Origin of the sequence: Sinorhizobium sp. KGO-5 (assembly GCF_036245905.1) — a bacterium.
Lineage (GTDB): Bacteria > Pseudomonadota > Alphaproteobacteria > Rhizobiales > Rhizobiaceae > Sinorhizobium > Sinorhizobium meliloti_A.
In genome coordinates this window covers 386,640-404,174 of sequence record NZ_BDIZ01000003.1, presented here as the reverse complement: position 1 = coordinate 404,174, position 17,535 = coordinate 386,640, and the positions used below count along the sequence as shown (strand labels likewise).

Annotated in this window: 18 protein-coding genes; 14 read left to right on the top strand and 4 right to left on the bottom strand. The window is 62.4% G+C overall.

Annotated features, from left to right (window positions below; genetic code table 11):
* Positions 1-194: 194 nt before the first annotated feature.
* Positions 195-1,682, bottom strand: coding sequence for a xanthine dehydrogenase small subunit (xdhA, locus tag BHD07_RS15905; RefSeq protein WP_338281542.1), 1,488 nt, complete (start codon positions 1,680-1,682; stop codon positions 195-197).
* A gap of 27 nt (positions 1,683-1,709) precedes the next feature.
* Positions 1,710-2,486 carry a 3-hydroxybutyrate dehydrogenase gene (locus tag BHD07_RS15900; protein ID WP_338281540.1) on the bottom strand — a complete coding sequence of 259 codons (777 nt, stop codon included), beginning with the start codon at positions 2,484-2,486 and terminating at the stop codon, positions 1,710-1,712.
* A gap of 297 nt (positions 2,487-2,783) precedes the next feature.
* Between BHD07_RS15900 and glpK the strand changes: the two genes are divergently transcribed.
* From glpK to bacA, 10 genes are all read left to right on the top strand, one after another.
* Positions 2,784-4,277 (top strand): glycerol kinase GlpK, encoded by a 1,494-nt coding sequence (gene glpK, locus BHD07_RS15895; protein WP_338281538.1) that lies wholly within the window; start codon positions 2,784-2,786, stop codon positions 4,275-4,277.
* Positions 4,278-4,494: 217 nt separating this feature from the next.
* Positions 4,495-4,818 carry an ArsR/SmtB family transcription factor gene (locus tag BHD07_RS15890; RefSeq protein WP_003528544.1) on the top strand — a complete coding sequence of 108 codons (324 nt, stop codon included), beginning with the start codon at positions 4,495-4,497 and terminating at the stop codon, positions 4,816-4,818.
* Positions 4,815-5,246, top strand: coding sequence for an SRPBCC family protein (locus tag BHD07_RS15885; protein ID WP_338281528.1), 432 nt, complete (start codon positions 4,815-4,817; stop codon positions 5,244-5,246). Before BHD07_RS15890 ends, BHD07_RS15885 begins: the two co-directional genes overlap by 4 nt.
* Before the next feature lie 57 nt (positions 5,247-5,303).
* Entirely contained in the window at positions 5,304-5,525 is a 222-nt protein-coding gene (locus tag BHD07_RS15880) for a hypothetical protein (protein WP_338281526.1), read from the top strand.
* Positions 5,526-5,535: 10 nt separating this feature from the next.
* On the top strand, positions 5,536-6,003 hold the full coding sequence (locus BHD07_RS15875; protein ID WP_324763580.1) for a DUF1801 domain-containing protein: 468 nt from the start codon (positions 5,536-5,538) through the stop codon (positions 6,001-6,003).
* Positions 6,004-6,065: 62 nt separating this feature from the next.
* A complete protein-coding gene (locus BHD07_RS15870) occupies positions 6,066-6,497 on the top strand; it encodes a DUF1801 domain-containing protein (protein ID WP_338281524.1) in 432 nt (143 codons plus the stop codon).
* A gap of 173 nt (positions 6,498-6,670) precedes the next feature.
* Complete coding sequence (locus BHD07_RS15865; protein WP_338281522.1) at positions 6,671-7,714, top strand: LLM class flavin-dependent oxidoreductase; 1,044 nt, start codon at positions 6,671-6,673, stop codon at positions 7,712-7,714.
* Positions 7,715-7,786: 72 nt separating this feature from the next.
* On the top strand, positions 7,787-8,536 hold the full coding sequence (gene map, locus BHD07_RS15860; protein ID WP_324763583.1) for a type I methionyl aminopeptidase: 750 nt from the start codon (positions 7,787-7,789) through the stop codon (positions 8,534-8,536).
* 169 nt (positions 8,537-8,705) lie between these two features.
* Positions 8,706-9,974 (top strand): MFS transporter, encoded by a 1,269-nt coding sequence (locus BHD07_RS15855; RefSeq protein WP_338281519.1) that lies wholly within the window; start codon positions 8,706-8,708, stop codon positions 9,972-9,974.
* Positions 9,975-10,126: 152 nt separating this feature from the next.
* Positions 10,127-11,389, top strand: a complete 1,263-nt coding sequence (gene bacA, locus BHD07_RS15850) for a bacteroid development protein BacA (RefSeq protein ID WP_338282299.1) — start codon at positions 10,127-10,129, stop codon at positions 11,387-11,389.
* 9 nt (positions 11,390-11,398) lie between these two features.
* On the opposite strand, the gene BHD07_RS15845 is transcribed toward bacA, so the two are convergent.
* Complete coding sequence (locus BHD07_RS15845; protein WP_275599251.1) at positions 11,399-12,403, bottom strand: polysaccharide deacetylase family protein; 1,005 nt, start codon at positions 12,401-12,403, stop codon at positions 11,399-11,401.
* Positions 12,404-12,563: 160 nt separating this feature from the next.
* Between BHD07_RS15845 and BHD07_RS15840 the strand changes: the two genes are divergently transcribed.
* From BHD07_RS15840 to BHD07_RS15825, 4 genes are all read left to right on the top strand, one after another.
* A complete protein-coding gene (locus BHD07_RS15840) occupies positions 12,564-13,148 on the top strand; it encodes an NnrU family protein (protein ID WP_018098343.1) in 585 nt (194 codons plus the stop codon).
* A gap of 86 nt (positions 13,149-13,234) precedes the next feature.
* Positions 13,235-13,903 carry a tetratricopeptide repeat protein gene (locus BHD07_RS15835; RefSeq protein ID WP_324763586.1) on the top strand — a complete coding sequence of 223 codons (669 nt, stop codon included), beginning with the start codon at positions 13,235-13,237 and terminating at the stop codon, positions 13,901-13,903.
* 118 nt (positions 13,904-14,021) lie between these two features.
* Positions 14,022-15,452 carry a ribosome biogenesis GTPase Der gene (der, locus tag BHD07_RS15830; protein WP_275599247.1) on the top strand — a complete coding sequence of 477 codons (1,431 nt, stop codon included), beginning with the start codon at positions 14,022-14,024 and terminating at the stop codon, positions 15,450-15,452.
* 324 nt (positions 15,453-15,776) lie between these two features.
* Entirely contained in the window at positions 15,777-16,232 is a 456-nt protein-coding gene (locus BHD07_RS15825; RefSeq protein ID WP_033047739.1) for an RrF2 family transcriptional regulator, read from the top strand.
* 72 nt (positions 16,233-16,304) lie between these two features.
* Here BHD07_RS15825 and BHD07_RS15820 read toward each other — a convergent pair whose 3' ends face one another.
* The gene (locus tag BHD07_RS15820; RefSeq protein WP_338281512.1) at positions 16,305-17,501 is read right to left on the bottom strand and encodes an SfnB family sulfur acquisition oxidoreductase; all 1,197 of its coding nucleotides are present in this window, start codon (positions 17,499-17,501) and stop codon (positions 16,305-16,307) included.
* Positions 17,502-17,535 lie beyond the last annotated feature (34 nt).

Sequence of the window (17,535 nt, the reverse complement as noted above, 5' to 3'; positions counted from 1 at the left end):
CCGCGAGCTCCCATGCATGGAGAGGCCCCTCATCCGGCCTGCCGGCCACCTTCTCACCGTTTTGACGGGGAGAAGGGACGTTGCCGCGCCGCCCTCGTCCGCTCTCCCCGCCAGTGGGGAGAGAATTAGGGTGGGCAGCCATTCCCGCCAACCGGTGAGGGGCAATTTCGACTCGCCGATATTGCGACGGGTACTCATGCCACCTCCTCGAACCGCTGAAGCTGCACCGTTTCCCCCATGCTCTCGAGGAAAAAGCGCATCAGCAGGTTTTTCGCCGCCAGCATGCGATAGGCGCCGGTGGCGCGCCAGTCGGTGATCGGCTGGTAATCGGTCTCGAAGGCGGCTTGTGCCTTGCGGATCGTCTCCTCGTTCCATGGCTGACCGACAAGGGCGGCTTCGACGGTCTTCGCCCGCTTCGGCGTTGCCGCCATGCCACCGAAGGCTATTCGTGCGGCTTTCACCCGGTCGCCGTCGAACGCAATGCGGAAGGCGCCGAGCAGGGCGGAAATATCTTCGTCGCGACGCTTCGAGATCTTGTAGGCGGCAAAACACTCGTCCGCGGGCAGAGCCGGGACGAAGAGGCTCTCGACGAATTCTCCGGGCCTGCGATCCTGCTTGCCATAGGCGATGAAGAAATCCTCGAGCGGAAGCGTGCGCCGACCGTCCTTCGAGCGCAGGGTAACCGTCGCGCCGAGAACGATCAGGGGCGGCGGGCTGTCGCCGATCGGCGAGCCGTTGGCGATATTGCCGCCGATCGTGCCCATGTTGCGCACCTGGTCGCCGCCGATGCGGTCGAGCAGCCGGCCGAAGGACGGATAGGCTGAGGAAAGGGCCTCGTGCGCCGCCGTATAGCTTACGCCTGCACCGATCGTCAGGCCTGCTTTCGAGCTTTCGACCCGCTGCAGTTCGGCGATGCCGTTGATGAAGACCACCGGATTGAGCGTGCGCATCTGCTTCGTCACCCAGAGCCCGACATCGGTGCAGCCGGCGACGATCGTCGCGCTGGGATGATCCGAGAGAACGCCTGCAAGATCCGCAGCATCCACGGGTACGATCAGACAGTCCGCGCCGCTGCGGACGACGATCCTCTCCGTTTGCCCCAGCGCCTGGAGGCGCGCCGTAACCGCATCCCGCGCGCGGGTGATCGGGTCGAAGAGAGCGGCCGGGCGCTCCGCCGCCGCGGCTTCCGCCGCGCGCACGATCGGTTCGTAGCCGGTACAGCGACAGAGATTGCCCTGCAGCGCCTTTTCTATCGCCCCGCGGCTTGGTTTTTCAGTGGTAAGCCAGAGCCCGTAAAGCGACATCACGATCCCCGGAGTGCAGAAGCCGCATTGGGAGCCGTGAAAATCCACCAGTGCCTGCTGCACCGGATGAAGCGCGCCGTCTGCGGCAGCCAGGTGCTCGACCGTCACCACATGGGTGGCATTCAGCGATCCTGTGAAGCGGATGCAGGCGTTGACGCTTTCATAGACGAGGTTTTCGGCTCCGCTGCCGTCGCTCGAAAGCCGGCCGATGAGCACCGTACAGGCGCCGCAATCGCCCTCCGCGCAGCCTTCCTTGGTGCCGGTGAGGCGCCGCTCCAGCCTCAGAAAATCGAGCAGCGTCGCTGTCGGCGCCACGTCGGAAAGGGCGATCTCGGTGTCGTTCAGGATGAAGCGGATGCTGTCGGATGCCTGTGCCATGCCACTTCCTTGTCCCTCAGCCGTCGATTACTGCGCCGTCCAGCCGCCATCCATCGAGACATGCGTGCCGGTGATCTGGGCGGCATCGTCGCTTGCAAGATAAAGCGCCAGGGAGGCAACCTGTTCGACGGTAATGAACTTTTTCGTCGGCTGTCCCTTGAGCATCACCTCGTTGATCACCTGCTCCTCGGTGATGCCGCGCGTTCTCGCCTGATCCGGTATCTGCTTTTCGACGAGCGGCGTCAGAACGTAGCCGGGGCAGATCGAGTTCACACTGATGCCGTTCTCCGCCACCTCCAGCGCCACGGTCTTCGTCAATCCCATGATACCATGCTTGGCGGCGACATAGGCGGACTTGAAGGGGGAGGCCACGAGGCCGTGTGCGGACGCGATATTGATGATCCGGCCCCAGCCTTTCTTCTTCATCGGCGGAATGGCGGCGCGAATAGTGTGAAAGGAGGAGGAGAGGTTGACGGCGATGATCCGGTCCCATTGCTCGACTGGAAAATCCTCGATCTTTTCGACGAACTGCACGCCGGCATTGTTGACGAGGATATCGGCGCCGCCGAAGCGATCGGCAACCGTCGCCATCATGTCGGCAATTTCGGAGGGCTTGGTCATATCGGCCGGGTGATGAAGCACCGTACCGGAGCTCAGGCCTGCGACTTCGTCCGTGACGGCCCTGATCTCGTCCGGCGCACCGAAGCCGTTCAGGACGATATTGGCGCCGGTCTTTGCCAGGGTCCGGGCGATCGCCAATCCGATGCCGCTCGTGGAACCCGTTATCACCGCAGTTCTGGTCATTCCCGCTCTCTCCGTCCTGATGCCGCACAGGTTATTGCGACGCAACAGCATCAGCCTACGCGCAAATGCGCGGCAGTGACAATTGTGTTTTTCCGCCCCGCAAAGCAGAGTCCCTGTCCGCGGGAGCACTTGGCAAAAGTTGCGTTTTGTTTTCGTTTGACATTCGTTTTTCTATCGTATTGAAGTCTTTCGAATGTCGCCCTCGAGGAAGGGCGAGGGGGCGGTATAAGGAAAGCGTATGCGGGCTTCCGCTCGCATTCCGGTCGGCCTTTTCAATCGCGTGCCGAGGAGGGGCATATGGGCGGATTTATTCTCGCGATCGATCAGGGCACGACGTCGACGCGCGCGATCGTTTTCGACGGCAACCAGAAAATCGCAGCCGTCGGGCAGAAAGAGTTCAAGCAGCACTTTCCGAAATCGGGCTGGGTGGAGCACGACCCGGAGGAGATCTGGCAGACGGTCGTCAGCACGGTCAAGGAAGCGATCCAGAAGGCCGGCATCACCGCGAACGATATTGCCGCGATCGGCATCACCAATCAGCGGGAGACTGTGGTCGTCTGGGATCGCGAGACCGGCAAGCCGATACACAATGCCATCGTGTGGCAGGATCGCCGTACTGCCGCCTTCTGCGACAAGCTCAAGAAGAAGGGACTGGAAAAGACCTTCGTCAAGAAGACCGGCCTGCTGCTCGATCCCTATTTTTCGGGAACGAAGCTCAACTGGCTGCTTTCCAATGTCAAGGGCGCGCAGGCGCGCGCCGCCAGGGGTGAACTCTGCTTCGGCACCATCGACACCTTCCTGATCTGGCGGCTGACGGGCGGCAAGTGCTTCTGCACCGACGCGACGAATGCCTCGCGTACCCTCTTATACAATATCGCCGAGAATGCCTGGGACGAGGAGCTCACCGACATTCTGCGCGTGCCGAAGGAGATGCTGCCCGAAGTGAAGGACTGCGCGGCCGATTTCGGCGTCACGGAGCCCTCCCTCTTCGGCGCCGCGATGCCGATCCTCGGCGTTGCCGGCGACCAGCAAGCGGCAACGATCGGCCAGGCCTGCTTCAAGCCGGGCATGCTGAAATCGACCTATGGTACGGGCTGCTTCGCCTTGCTCAACACCGGCAAGGACATGGTCCGCTCGAAGAACCGTCTCCTGACCACCATTGCCTACCGCCTCGACGGCGAAACGACCTACGCGCTCGAAGGCTCGATCTTCGTGGCCGGTGCTGCGGTACAGTGGCTGCGCGACGGGCTCAAGGTGATCAAGGCGGCCCCCGATACGGGCTCGCTTGCCGAGAGCGCCGATCCCTCGCAGGAGGTCTATCTCGTGCCGGCCTTCACCGGCCTCGGAGCGCCCCATTGGGATCCGGATGCGCGAGGCGCGATCTTCGGCATGACGCGCAATACCGGCCCGGCAGAGTTCGCGCGGGCGGCCCTCGAGGCGGTCTGCTACCAGACTCGCGACCTGCTGGAGGCCATGCACAAGGATTGGCGCCGCAACGGCAATGATACGGTCCTGCGCGTCGATGGCGGCATGGTCGCCTCCGACTGGACGATGCAGCGCCTTTCGGATCTGCTCGACGCTCCGGTCGACCGCCCGGTCATTCTCGAAACAACGGCGCTTGGCGTCGCCTGGCTTGCGGGCAGCCGCGCCGGCGTCTGGCCGAACCAGGAAGCGTTCGCCAAGTCCTGGGCCCGCGACCGCCGTTTCGAACCGGATATGGACGAGGCCACGCGCAAGGTGAAGCTCAAGGGCTGGCGCAGCGCGGTCAAGCGGACGTTGATTGCGGCTTGAATAGGCCGCTGTCTGTCTACGATGCGAAGGCGGCACCCCCCTCTGCCCGGCAGGGCAGAGGGGGGTAGGATATCGATAACAATTCAACGCATCGCTATCAGGGTATTGCTTCCAGTGCTCCGCGACAAGCTAGGTAAAGTCTCGAACGAACGCCCTTGACTCATCCATAGCTCATTGGCTATAGATTAACCCATAGTCAATCGGGTATATATCCCAGATGTCCGACGCGCACGACATGCTCTTCAGAACGCTTGCCGATCCCACGCGGCGGGCTCTCTTCGAGCGGCTGTGCCGCGAAGGGGAGAGGACGGTCGGGGCTCTGACGGCTCGCGCGGGTGTCTCGCAGCCGGTCGTCTCCAAACACCTCGGCGTCCTGAAGCAGGCTGGATTGGTGCGCGACCGCCACGAAGGCCGCCACACCTATTATAGCGCGCAACTCGGTGCTCTTGCTCCGCTGGTCGACTGGACGCGTGAGATGGCCGGTTTCTGGCAGAGCCGCTTCGACGATCTCGAAGACCTACTGAAAAGGATGGACCAATGAACGAAACGCCGAGCGAAACACGTTCCGTCGTCGTCGAGCGGGAGATCGCTCATCCGCCGGAGAAGATCTGGCGCGCGCTCACCCAACCACACCTGATGGAGGAGTGGCTGATGAAGAACGACTTCAGTCCTGTCGTCGGGCACCGTTTCAACCTGCGCGGCGAGTGGGGTGGCGTGCTGGACTGCGAGGTCCTCGTCGTGGAGCCGAACAAAAGACTGAGCTACGCCTGGAATTTCGCCCATGAGGATCCGGCCTACGACTTGAAGAGCGTGGTGACCTTCACCCTCGTCCCGACAAGCACGGGAACCCAGCTGCGCATGGAGCAGGTTGGATTCCGGCCGGATCAGCGACAGGCCTATGGCGGCGCCAGGGCCGGATGGCAGCAGTTCTTCGAAAATCTGGAGCGCGTTCTCGCGGGTATGAACTGAAACCCGACCGCCGGGCCGGTCGGGGCTCGCTCGCTTCATGTCAATGGGAGATCTTCAATGGAATGGAACGCCTGGATTCGTCAGATCCACCGGTGGTTGTCCATCGTCTTCACGGTAACCGTCATCGCCAACTTCGCGGCCATGGGATTGGGAGAACCTCCCGCATGGGTGGTCTATTCCCCGCTGCTGCCGCTCTTTCTGCTGCTTTTCACCGGCCTCTATATGTTCATGTTACCCTATGCCGCGAGGAGGCGCAGCGGCCGGCCCGCGGCGCAATGAGGTGAAGACGATGGTCGGCAAGACGCCCGGAAAGAGCACGAATGTTGCGAAGAAGGCCGCCGCCGAGCCGGCCTCGGGACGGCCGACCCTGCTCTCGGGCGGCAACCCCCAGATCGCGAAGGGCTATGGCGATGCTCCGGTGCAGGCCTACATCACGGCGATGCCGGGCTGGAAGAGCGATGTCGGGCGGCGCCTCGATGCTCTGATTGTTGAGGCCGTTCCCGGCGTGCACAAGGCGGTCAAGTGGAACTCGCCTTTCTACGGTGTCGAGGATAATGTCTGGTTTCTCAGCTTCCACTGCTTCACCAAATACATCAAGGTGACGTTCTTCCGCGGCGCTGCGCTCGATCCTGTGCCGCCCGGCAAGTCCAAATATCCGGAAGTACGCTACCTCGATGTTTACGAGGGGCAACTCGACGAAGCTCAATTCTCCGCCTGGGTAAGGCAAGCCAGCCGATTGCCCGGCGAACGTATGTAAGCGACAACGACCATCAGGCCGGCGAACGTATGTAAGCCACAACCATCAGGAAAGTGACGGCCATGGAGAACAGGACGAGCGGTTCGAACGAAGCGTCTCCCTCCAAACTGATAGATGCGAAAATCGATGCTCTTGACGATTGGCGCGGCGAGACGCTCGCCAGGATCCGGAAACTCATCCAGCAGGCCGACCCGGAAGTGATCGAGGAAGTGAAGTGGAGAGGGGTCCCCGTGTGGGAACACGCCGGGATAATCTGCACCGGCGAAGTCTACAAGGCGGTCGTGAAGACGACCTTTGCCAAAGGTGCCTCGCTGGAAGACCCTTCGGGCCTTTTCAACTCCAGCCTGGAAGGCAATACGCGGCGTGCCATCGATTTCCGTGAGGGCGAGAAGATCGATGAAGAGGCGTTCATCGCGCTCGTTCGTGCCGCGGTGGCGCTGAACACATCAGTACGCACAGGCGCCCGTTTGCAGAAGAAGCCGAAGAGCGCCTGACTCCAGCGGACATCAGCGGGAAACAGTGCGTTTCCCAAAGGCGCATTTGCGACCTGGTCCTGCGCCGATTATCTCTAGCCTCACGCTAGATCCAATAAGTTGAGGCGCGGAATGCGGGCGGGGAGCCTCACGTACTTTTCCTCATCGCGCGCAGACCTCGCAGGAAGTCAGTCATGGAACTCGGACTCTATACATTCGCCGACGTCGATCCGAATGCAGCCGACAAGGGAGCCGAGGGGCGCCGGCGTCTGGCCGATCTCCTGGAGGAGATCGAGCTTGCCGATCAGGTGGGCCTCGACGTTTTCGGCCTCGGCGAGCATCACCGGCCCGACTATGCGGCGTCGGCACCGGCGGTGATCCTCGCGGCGGCTGCCGCACGCACCAGCCGCATCCGGCTGACGAGCGCGGTCACGGTGTTGAGCTCCGACGATCCCGTCCGCGTCTTCCAGCAATTCGCCACCCTCGACCTCCTATCGAACGGACGCGCCGAGATCATGGCCGGACGTGGCTCCTTCATCGAATCATTCCCGCTCTTCGGCCAGTCGCTGGACGATTACGACCAGCTTTTCGCCGAAAAGCTCGATCTCCTTTTGGCGCTGCGCGATCGTGAAAGGGTCACCTGGTCGGGTGCGCTGAGATCTCCGATCAACGATCGGGGCGTTTATCCGCGCCCGCTGCAGGACCCGCTGCCGCTCTGGATTGCGGTCGGCGGCACGCCGCAGTCGGTTGCGCGTGCCGGTGCGCTCGGCGTGCCGATGGCGCTTGCGATCATCGGCGGCGAACCGGCACGGTTTGCGCCGCTCTTCCAGCTCTACCGCGAAGCTGCGCGCCGTTCGGGGCAGGATCCGTCGAAGCTGAAGACGAGCATCAACGTCCACGGCTTCATCGCCGATAGGACGCAAGAAGCTGCAGATCAGTTCTATGGGCCGCAGGCCGAGGTGATGAACCGCATCGGACGCGAACGCGGCTGGGGGCCGACCAGCCGAGCCCATTTCGATCAGGCGATCAGCCCGACGGGCAATCTCTTCCTCGGCGATCCGGAAACCGTTGCCAGGAAGATCGTTGCGCATCGGAAGCTCTTCGGAAACGACCGCTTCCTGCTGCAGATGGCGATCGGCCCGATGCCGCATGACCGGATCCTGCACGGCATCGAACTTTACGGCACCAAGGTCGCGCCTCTGGTACGCGAGATGCTGGCGGAGGAGCGCGCTTCCTAAGCCGGCCGCTTCCGTCGGCACTGGCATATGCGGCGGCGTAGCGCTAAATGTGGCCGCGAAAGCGAGACATCCATGACCCTCAACAACGACGAAGACCTCGAAAGGCTGAAGGAAATCGGCCGGATTTGCGCCAATGCGCTACAGGCGATGGGCGAGGCGCTGGAACCCGGCATTACCACGGCCGAGCTCGACGCGATCGGCCGCAAGGTGCTGGAAGGGGCTGGCGCCCGTTCGGCACCTGAGCTTTGCTACGATTTCCCCGGCGCGACCTGCATCAGCGTCAACGAGGAGATCGCCCACGGCATACCGGGCCGCCGGGTGATCCAGCCGGGCGATCTCGTCAATATCGACGTTTCTGCCGAAAAGGGCGGGCTCTTCGCCGATACGGGGGCGTCCTTTCCCGTGCCGCCGGTCAAGACCGAGATCGACCGGCTGTGCCGCGACGGCAAGCGGGCGATGTGGGTGGGTTTGAAACAGGTCAAGCCAGGCCAGTCGCTTGCCGCGATCGGCAATTCGATCGGCGAGTTCGCGCGCAAGAACCGCTACTCCCTCGTCGCCAATCTGGCGAGCCACGGCATCGGCCGGTCGCTGCACGAGGAACCGAGCGAAATTGCAACCTGGCCGGACCCGTCCGAGCGGCGGCGGATGACCGAGGGCATGGTCTTCACGGTCGAACCCTTCCTGTCGATGGGCGCGCAATGGGCTGAAGGAGGCAACGACGACTGGACCCTCTACAGCGAACCGCGCGCACCGACTGTCCAATATGAGCACACGGTGGTCGTCACCCGCAGTGGGCCGCTGGTCGTGACGCTGCCGGGTTAGGCAACTTAGGAGAAGTGTGCGACGGAAGGCTCACCCTCCTCTGCCCGGCCGGGCAGAGGGGCGTATCACACCCGCTCCCGGTTTTCTCAGCGCAGATCATTCGATTTCATCAATGAACCGTTCAATTATAATGATTTGCCGCTCTCTTGCTGCGATGCAATAAGAGGGCATGAGCACTCTCCAGAGACGGCAGGACCGTAGCGAACCGGCGCCCAGGCACTCGACAGAGCCGAGCGGCTTCGAGTCCGCCGGCAGCGGCTCGAGCGGAAGTCTCGCAGCGACCGCGATCGCCGGTGCGGTCGCCATGGCGGTGGCCATGGGCTTCGGCCGGTTCTCCTATACGCCCATCCTGCCGGCGATGATGATCGACACCGGCCTTTCTCCTGCTGATGCAGGCGTGGTCGCCTCGGCGAATTTCATCGGATATCTCGCAGGCGCGGTGCTTGCCGGCTATGGCTGGGCGCACGGCCGCGAGCGCGGGGTCGGTCTCGCGGCTCTCGTCGCGACGACCGTGCTGCTTGCCGCCATGGGACTTACATCCTCGGTGCTCGCCTATTCCATTATCCGCTTTCTTGCGGGTCTGGCGAGCGCCTTTGCGATGATCTTCATCTCGGGGATAGTGCTGGGGCAGGGGCTCGCCGCCAGATCCGAGCACGTGCCTTCGGTGCATTTCGGCGGCGTCGGTTTCGGCATCGCGCTTTCCTCCGTCGTGGTCTGGATCGCGCCGCTCGCAGGCGTCGCGGATCTTTCGAAGTCGCAGGCCGACTGGTTCGCGGGCGGTCTGGTCGCGCTGGCGGGTACGGTTCTGGTGGCCGCGTTGCTGCCGGCGGGCCGTCACGCCGCCATTGGCGGTCCACCGGAGGCGCGGCTCGTCCGATCTCGGCCGCTCATGACGATGACGCTGACCTACGGCCTTTTCGGGTTCGGCTACGTGATCACTGCCACGTTCCTCGTCGCCATGGCCCGCGACGCGAGCGGCGGCCACAGCATCGAGTTTCTTTCCTGGCTGATCACCGGAGTGAGCGCCGCCCTGTCGGTCTATCTCTGGCGCTTCGCCGTGCCGCGTCTCGGATTGGCCGGGGTCTATGCGGCCGGATTGCTGGTCGAGGCGGCCGGCCTCATTCTGACGGTTTCGTTGCCTTCCCCCTTTGCGCCGCTCGTCGGCGGGCTGATGCTGGGCGCCACCTTCATGATGGTCACGGCCTATGGACTGCAGATCGGACGACAACTCGCCCCCGAAAGTCCGCGCCGGGCCCTCGCCTTCATGACCGCTGCCTTCGGGGTCGGCCAGATCGTCGGGCCGCTGGTCGCCGGCTGGCTCGCCGAGCGCACCGGAAGCTACGCTTTGCCGACCCTCGTCGCGGCCGTCGTTCTCATGATCTGCGGGATCGTCGTCCTCGCCGAATTGCGCCGGATAAGTGAAGCTCTGGCACGATGACGGGTCCTCACTGATCCGGGCAGGCCGCGTCGGCAGCCACATGAAATAACAGTAACATTCGCATTCCGTAATTGTTGCGCAATGTGATTTGCCCTAGTTTCGGCGCATCAGGAGGCAAGTCCTTGACCTCCCCGAAACGAGAGTGCCGTCCCTTGTTCCAATCCTTCTTTCCCAAGCCGAAGCTGTTTTTCATATCTTCCGCCGTCTGGAGCCTGCTCGCCGTCCTTGCCTGGTATGCCGGGGGGCGGGACATTGGCGCCTACGTGGGCTTGCCGCCGCTTCCTCCAGGACAGGAACCCGTCATCGGCGTGTCCGTTTTCTGGTCGACCCCCTTTCTCTGGTTTTACATCTATTATGCGGTGGTCTCGGGATTATTCTCCGTGTTCTGGTTCGCCTACAGCCCGCATCGGTGGCAGTATTGGTCGGTACTCGGCACGGCGCTGATCATTTTCAATACCTATTTTTCGGTTCAGGTCAGCGTCGCGATCAACGCGTGGTACGGCCCGTTCTATGATTTGATCCAGCAGGCGCTGGCGCGTACGGCGCCGGTCACCGCAGGACAGCTCTATTCGGGAATGGTCGGATTTTCGGGCATTGCCTTCGTGGCGGTGACGGTCGGTGTGCTCAACCTCTTTTTCGTCAGCCACTACATCTTTCGCTGGCGTACGGCGATGAATGAATTTTATGTCGCGCATTGGCCCAGACTGCGCCACGTCGAAGGCGCATCGCAGCGTGTGCAAGAGGACACAATGCGCTTCTCCAGCACAGTCGAGAGGCTGGGTGTCGGTCTTGTCAGTTCTATCATGACGCTGATCGCCTTTCTCCCGGTTCTCTTCAAGTTTTCCGAACAGGTGAACGTCTTGCCCATTGTCGGCGAGATACCGCACGCCCTTGTCTGGGCGGCCGTATTCTGGTCGGTCTTTGGTACGGTTTTCCTGGCCGCAGTCGGCATCAAGCTTCCGGGACTGGAATTTCGCAATCAGCGCGTCGAAGCCGCATACCGGAAGGAACTGGTCTATGGCGAGGACCATGAAGACCGTGCCGATCCGATAACGCTCGCGCAGCTCTTCGACAACGTCAGGCGTAACTATTTTCGCCTGTATTTCCATTACATGTACTTCAATATCGCCCGCATTTTCTACCTGCAGGCCGACAATCTCTTCGGCACTTTCGTGCTGGTCCCGGCAATCGTGGCGGGAAAGCTCACACTCGGCGTCATGAACCAGGTGCTGAATGTGTTCGGGCAGGTGCGGGAGTCATTCCAGTATCTCGTCAATTCCTGGACGACCATCGTCGAGCTGCTGTCGATCTACAAACGCCTCAAAGCCTTCGAGTCGGTGCTGGTCGACGAGCCGCTGCCGGAGATCGACCGGCAGTTCATCGACGCTGGCGGTAAGGAAGAGCTGGCTCTGTAACAGCGGGCATCAGAAGGCGGAGCGATCCGCCTTCTTTCTTGCAGCCTCGATAATCGGCAACGCCTCGGCATAGCTGACGCAGGCGACGTCCGGCTTGTTGCAGGTCTCCGAGAGAAAGCGATCGAGCGCCCGCCAATAGGCGCCGCCGTTCATCTCGACGAAGTGGAAGCCGAGCTGAAGAGGGATCCGCTCGCCTTCATATTCCTTCCAGAAGGCATTGCGGAACGCCGCAAGCGTCCGCTCCTCGAAGCGGACGCTGTCCTTTCTGTTTTCGACTCCCATCGAATGGCGGACGAAGAGATTGTAGTCCATGCCGATAACCGGCCGGTGGGAAGGGCCTTCGGGAATGAGCGGCAGGCCGAAGCGCGGCAGACCGTCGGCGAAGCTGGGCCAGCCGGGCCCTTTGGTGACGAGGCTCGCATCATAGCTGAAACCGAACGCTTCGAGTGCAGGCACCAGGCCGTCGCTGAGTGACAGGTAGGGGGCGCGAAAGCCCTTTATGCCGTTCTTCGCGAAATCGGCCCAGCCTTCCGGCTCGGCTTCCGGCTTGCCGGCCCTCTTCCAGGCTTCGGCGAGCGCCGCGCGGAACGCTGAAAACTCCCGCTCCCAATCGGCCTTGCTCCAGCCTTTGCCGTCGAAATGGCCGCAGGCGTGGCTGCCGAGGTCGTGACCATCGCGATGCGCCTGCCAGATATGGCCGACGCGGATCGCGATTTCTTCGCGGCTCTGTGCGAAGCCGACATTCGAACGTCCCTGCTTCTGTCCGGGCGCCCGGTAGATCTGCTTCCCGTCGGCCTTCGTCATCAGGAAGGTGCAGGAGAGGAAATAGGTGAAATGCGCTCCCGTTCGCCTTGCCATGGCAAGGCTTTTCTCCCAAAGCGCATTGTCGTGCGCGCCGTCGAAGGAGATGACGACGAGCTGTTTGCCGTCCGGCGAGGGGGGTGCCGGCGGCGGATCGGCGAGGGCGAGAGCGGGAAAAAGAGCGAGTGATAAAGCCAGGAAAATACGAATCATGTTTCAACTGTGACGTTTGGTTTCGTCGCAGTTGTCCGGAAATTGCGGCAATCCTTTGATTGGGCTGGAAAACAGGCGCTATCGAAGGTAGTGCGTAGTCAGGTGGATCGGCAAGGCGCGGCGCTGTAGCGGTCCGACATTCTCGAACAAGCGGTGACCCATGGCCATACTCGTTCTCGGCATCATCATATTTCTCGGCATGCACCTCGTCCGCGTGGTTGCGCCCGGCTTTCGTGCCGGCATTATCGAAAGCCGCGGCAAGGGCACTTGGATGGGGCTCTATACGATCGTCAGCCTCGTCGGCCTCTGTCTGATCATCTACGGTTTTGGTCAGGCGCGCGGCGAAACGGGCATGCTCTACGATCCGCCGATATTCCTGCGCCATATCGCCCTTCTGTTGATGCTCGTCGCCTTCATCGTGCTTGCCGCCGGATTCCTGCCGGCTGGCCGCATCGCCGTCGCGCTCAAGCATCCGCAGGTTCTCTCGATCAAGATATGGGCGCTGGCGCACCTCCTTGCGAATGGCGAGACGTCCTCGGTACTGCTTTTCGGTTCCTTTCTCGCCTGGGCGGTGATCCTGCGCATCTCGTTGAAACGGCGCGAGCGCGCCGGTGAGAAGGTGCTTCCCGTGTTTAAATCGACGCGCAACGACGTATTGGCGGTTCTTATCGGCCTCGTCGCCTTTGTGCTCTTCGTCTGGAAGCTGCATGAACTTCTGATAGGCGTTCAGCCGGTCGTTCTCTAAATGTCGATCTCCCCCTTACATCAGGCGTAAAATCGGGTAGAACGCGCCAACTTCTTCAGATCAGGGCCGGGCGGCCGGGACGGGACATGGTAAACCAGGACGACAGCTTTATCCGCGAGGTCAATGACGAACTCCGTTCGGACCAGATGAAGGCCGTCTGGACGCGCTTCGGCGGTATCATCATCGGGATTGCCGTTCTGATCGTGCTCGGCACCGTCGGCAAGGTCGGATACGATTATTGGCAGGAGGCCTCCTCGTCGCAATCGGGCGACACCTTCCTCGCGGCGCTCAACCTTGCCCGGGAGAACAAGTCGGACGAGGCGCTCGCCGCTCTGACCGAACTCGAAAAGGACGGTTACGGATCCTATCCGGTTCTGGCGCAGTTGCGCGTTGCGACGCTGCAGGCGCAAAAGGGTGAAACGGATGCGGCAGTCGCGGCGTTCTCCGAAATCGGCAGGGATACGCGTATTCCGGCCGCGCTTCGCGATGCGGCGCGGCTGCGTGCGGCCTATCTGCTTATCGACGCAGGATCCTACGAGCAGGTGTCCTCCGAGGTCGAGCAACTGGCCGTTCCGCAGAACGCCATGCGTCATTCGGCGCGCGAGGCGCTCGGCCTTTCGGCCTACAAGGCCGGTGACTATACCAAGGCGAAGAGCTGGTTCCAGCAGATCGTCGACGATGCGCAAAGCCCGCGCGGCATCATGAATCGGGCGCAGATGCTGCTGGATGTGATCGCGTCGACAGGCAAGGCCTGACGCAGGCATGTCGCCCAAAAGTGCGCAGCGGTTTTGGGATAACGACATGCACAAAAACAGAAACTTAAAGCGCGTCGCGTAACCACTGAACGCGAGGCGCTTTAGCACGGATGTCAAGATGACCTTCACCGTCGCCATTATCGGGCGCCCCAATGTCGGCAAGTCCACCTTGTTCAACCGCCTGGTTGGCAAGAAGCTGGCGCTCGTCGACGATACGCCGGGGGTTACCCGCGACCGGCGTCCGGGCGACGCGAAGCTGGTCGACCTCAAGTTCCGCATCATCGATACGGCCGGTCTCGAGGAATCGTCACCAGACAGCCTCCAGGGGCGGATGTGGGCGCAGACGGAGGCGGCTATCGACGAGGCGGATCTCTCGCTCTTCGTCGTCGATGCCAAGGCCGGCCTGACGCCGGCAGATCAAACGCTCGGCGAGATGCTGCGCCGCCGGGGCAAGCCCGTCGTCGTCGTCGCCAACAAGTCCGAGGCCCGCGGCTCCGAAGGCGGTTTCTACGACGCCTTCACGCTCGGCCTCGGTGAACCCTGCCCGATCTCGGCCGAACACGGCCAGGGCATGCTCGACCTGCGTGACGCGATCGTCGCCGCACTCGGCGAGGAGAGGGCGTTCCCGCCGGCGGAAGACGTTGCCGAGACGAATGTGGATATCCGCCCCGTTGCCGGTGAAGGTACCGAGGACGAGGAGGTCGAGCCCGCCTATGACGAGACCAAGCCGCTTAGGGTGGCGATCGTGGGCCGGCCGAATGCCGGAAAATCGACTCTGATCAACCGGTTCCTTGGCGAAGACCGGCTGCTGACGGGGCCGGAGGCGGGCATTACCCGCGACTCCATTTCTGTCGAATGGGACTGGCGCGGCCGCACCATAAAGATGTTCGATACGGCCGGCATGCGCCGCAAGGCGAAGGTTCAGGAGAAGCTCGAAAAGCTTTCGGTTGCGGATGCGCTGCGGGCGATCCGCTTCGCCGAGACCGTCGTCATCGTCTTCGACGCCACGATCCCTTTCGAGAAGCAGGACCTGCAGATCGTCGATCTGGTGCTGCGCGAGGGGCGTGCAGCCGTGCTTGCCTTCAACAAATGGGATCTGGTCGAGAACTGGCAGGCACTGCTTGTAGATTTGCGCGAAAAGACCGAGCGGCTGTTGCCGCAGGCGCGCGGCATCCGTGCAGTGCCGATTTCCGGGCACACCGGCTACGGCCTTGACCGGCTGATGCAGGCCATCATCGAAACGGACAAGGTCTGGAACCGGCGCATCTCCACGGCGCGCCTCAACCGGTGGCTGGAAACGCAGCAGGTGCAGCATCCCCCGCCGGCCGTCTCGGGCCGCCGCCTCAAGCTCAAATACATGACGCAGGTCAAGGCGCGGCCACCGGGTTTCATGATTTCCTGTACACGTCCCGAGGCGGTGCCGGAGTCCTACACCCGCTACCTCATCAACGGCTTGCGAAACGACTTCGACCTGCCGGGCGTGCCGATCCGCGTGCATTTCCGCGCGTCGGAGAATCCTTTCGAGTCGAAGGCGCGCAAAAGGCGCTGAGAGCTCCGGCGGCAGCAAACGAACTCACGATTCGTTTCGCACTGCGGCGCTTTTTGATGCCATCTACCGCTCTAATAGAGTAAATCTATGTAGCAGGTGAATTGATTTCCTTGCCGCCAAATTAGGCTTGATCTATAACTGAATCCTAGGGTGCCGAAGTTGGCGAGCCGTTGCAGATTGGCTCGGCAGGCTGGGAAACGGCACTTGGCTCTGCGAGAATTGGACGATCCGCGTCGTCGGGATCGATGTTTCTGCGGCGCGGTCGCGGATGAAGATCGCGTGCTTTTCTCGTTTGCCGCGATCCGTCTCGAAAGCGATGTTCTCATGCTGACAAAAAAAGGAAAGTACGGTTTGAAGGCGATGGTCGATCTTGCCCAGCTTCAGCCGGGCGAAACGGCTTTCATCACGGAAATCGCCGTTCGCAACAACTTGCCGAAGAAATTTCTCGACACGATCATGCTCGAACTCAGGAATGCCGGCTTTCTTCGCTCGAAGAAAGGCCCCGGCGGCGGCTACGCGCTGGCGCGGCCCGCATCCGAGATCCGCGTCGGTCAGGTGATCCGCACGCTTGACGGGCCGCTGGCGCCGATCCGTTGTGCGAGCCGCACCGCCTATGAAGTCTGCGATGACTGTTCGGATCCGGAAACCTGTCACGTGCGCCGTTCGATGATCGTCGTGCGCGATGCCGTGGCCGACATTCTCGACAACATGACGCTCGCGCAATTCGCAGCAAGCGAGAGAGAGGCCGCCGTAGCGCCGCTTCTCAGCGAAGCGGGCTGAGCGCGGAGGGTGCGGTCCCCCCGCGGCAGACTTAGGTGTACGTCCGTTCCTCATCAATGCGAGCGTTCATCCTCACAGTGACCCGCTGCGCGGCTTTACGCCCTTGAGGTGGTAGTTGCCGACAAGGTGATGTTTCCAGCGCACCGGGTCCTGCAGCGTGTGAGCGCGGGCGTTGCGCCAATAGCGGTCGAGATTGAGCGCAACTTTCGCAGAGGCGGAGCCGGCGAGATCGAAAAGCGCATTGGCTGCCTCCAGCGCGGCCGCGGCGGCAAGGACCTTGGCGGCGGTAACCGAGAGGCTGGCTTCGACCGCGTGTTCCTCGGTCGGATCGACCTGAGCGGTATCGACCTTGCGACCGGCATGCTCGATGAGCGCGGTGGCGGCCTCGATGCGTATTGCGACTTCGCCGACCCTTGCGATCGTCAAAGCATCCTCCGATGCCCGCTCCAGCACATCGCTCTTGGCTGCTGCCGCGTTTCGGACGAGATCGAGGGTCTCTCGGAACGCCGCCCGCGCGATACCGAGATCGACGCCGGCATGGATGATCTCGCCGACGGAACCGATCGTATTCGGTCGCTCGAAGCCGCGGTGATGCGGCACGACAGAACCGAGATCCACATGAACGTCCTCAAGGACCACGGTGCCGCTGCCGGTGACGCGCTGCCCGAAACTGTCCCAGTCGTCGATGATCCGGACGCCGTCCGTCGCGCGCGGAACGAACGAGATGGTCATGCGGTCGGCGGGATCGAGCGCGGAGATCGCGAGCCAGTCGGCGAAGAGAGCGCCCGTGGAATTTTGCTTCCGGCCGTTGATCCGGTACCCGGCGCCATTCCCAGTGATCCGGGCTTTGTCGTCGCCGCTTTCCGAAAGTGCGCTCCCGAAGCGGTCGCCTGCCATGGCGCGCCCGAAGAAGAACCGCTTCTGTTCTTCGGTGGCATGCTGACGCAGCGCCTCGAGGACGTAAAAGTGGCCTTGCGGGATCTGACCAATGGAGCTGTCGGCCTCCGCCAGAATCGCGGTTATCTCGGCAAGCACGACGTTGGAGACGTCGATGCCCTCGTATTCCGATGGAATGCTGATCGCCAGCAGTCCCGATTGGGCCAACTGGTCGAGTTCGTCGTGAGGAAGGACGCGCTCCAGGTCGCGCTCGATGGCGCGGTCGGAGAACCGGAGCGCCAGCTCCCTTGCAATCGCCAGGGCCTCTTCCTCGCTCTCGATGCGGTGCGGCGTCGGCTTGGTCTTTCCGGCGAATTGCGAGATGTTCCCCATCCTTGTCCCTCCGTGGAGCATTGCCGCCGCCCTT

Excerpts from the sequence above, each read along its gene's own strand:
- BHD07_RS15820 (WP_338281512.1), bottom strand. The coding sequence starts at position 17,501 with ATGGGGAACATCTCGCAATTCGCCGGAAAGACCAAGCCGACGCCGCAC.
- BHD07_RS15900 (WP_338281540.1), bottom strand. The coding sequence starts at position 2,486 with ATGACCAGAACTGCGGTGATAACGGGTTCCACGAGCGGCATCGGATTG.
- xdhA (WP_338281542.1), bottom strand. The coding sequence starts at position 1,682 with ATGGCACAGGCATCCGACAGCATCCGCTTCATCCTGAACGACACCGAG.
- BHD07_RS15870 (WP_338281524.1), top strand. The coding sequence starts at position 6,066 with ATGGAGAACAGGACGAGCGGTTCGAACGAAGCGTCTCCCTCCAAACTG.
- BHD07_RS15865 (WP_338281522.1), top strand. The coding sequence starts at position 6,671 with ATGGAACTCGGACTCTATACATTCGCCGACGTCGATCCGAATGCAGCC.
- BHD07_RS15845 (WP_275599251.1), bottom strand. The coding sequence starts at position 12,403 with ATGATTCGTATTTTCCTGGCTTTATCACTCGCTCTTTTTCCCGCTCTC.
- BHD07_RS15825 (WP_033047739.1), top strand. The coding sequence starts at position 15,777 with ATGCTGACAAAAAAAGGAAAGTACGGTTTGAAGGCGATGGTCGATCTT.
- BHD07_RS15875 (WP_324763580.1), top strand. The coding sequence starts at position 5,536 with ATGGTCGGCAAGACGCCCGGAAAGAGCACGAATGTTGCGAAGAAGGCC.
- BHD07_RS15890 (WP_003528544.1), top strand. The coding sequence starts at position 4,495 with ATGTCCGACGCGCACGACATGCTCTTCAGAACGCTTGCCGATCCCACG.
- BHD07_RS15885 (WP_338281528.1), top strand. The coding sequence starts at position 4,815 with ATGAACGAAACGCCGAGCGAAACACGTTCCGTCGTCGTCGAGCGGGAG.
- BHD07_RS15855 (WP_338281519.1), top strand. The coding sequence starts at position 8,706 with ATGAGCACTCTCCAGAGACGGCAGGACCGTAGCGAACCGGCGCCCAGG.
- BHD07_RS15880 (WP_338281526.1), top strand. The coding sequence starts at position 5,304 with ATGGAATGGAACGCCTGGATTCGTCAGATCCACCGGTGGTTGTCCATC.
- BHD07_RS15840 (WP_018098343.1), top strand. The coding sequence starts at position 12,564 with ATGGCCATACTCGTTCTCGGCATCATCATATTTCTCGGCATGCACCTC.
- der (WP_275599247.1), top strand. The coding sequence starts at position 14,022 with ATGACCTTCACCGTCGCCATTATCGGGCGCCCCAATGTCGGCAAGTCC.
- map (WP_324763583.1), top strand. The coding sequence starts at position 7,787 with ATGACCCTCAACAACGACGAAGACCTCGAAAGGCTGAAGGAAATCGGC.
- glpK (WP_338281538.1), top strand. The coding sequence starts at position 2,784 with ATGGGCGGATTTATTCTCGCGATCGATCAGGGCACGACGTCGACGCGC.
- BHD07_RS15835 (WP_324763586.1), top strand. The coding sequence starts at position 13,235 with ATGGTAAACCAGGACGACAGCTTTATCCGCGAGGTCAATGACGAACTC.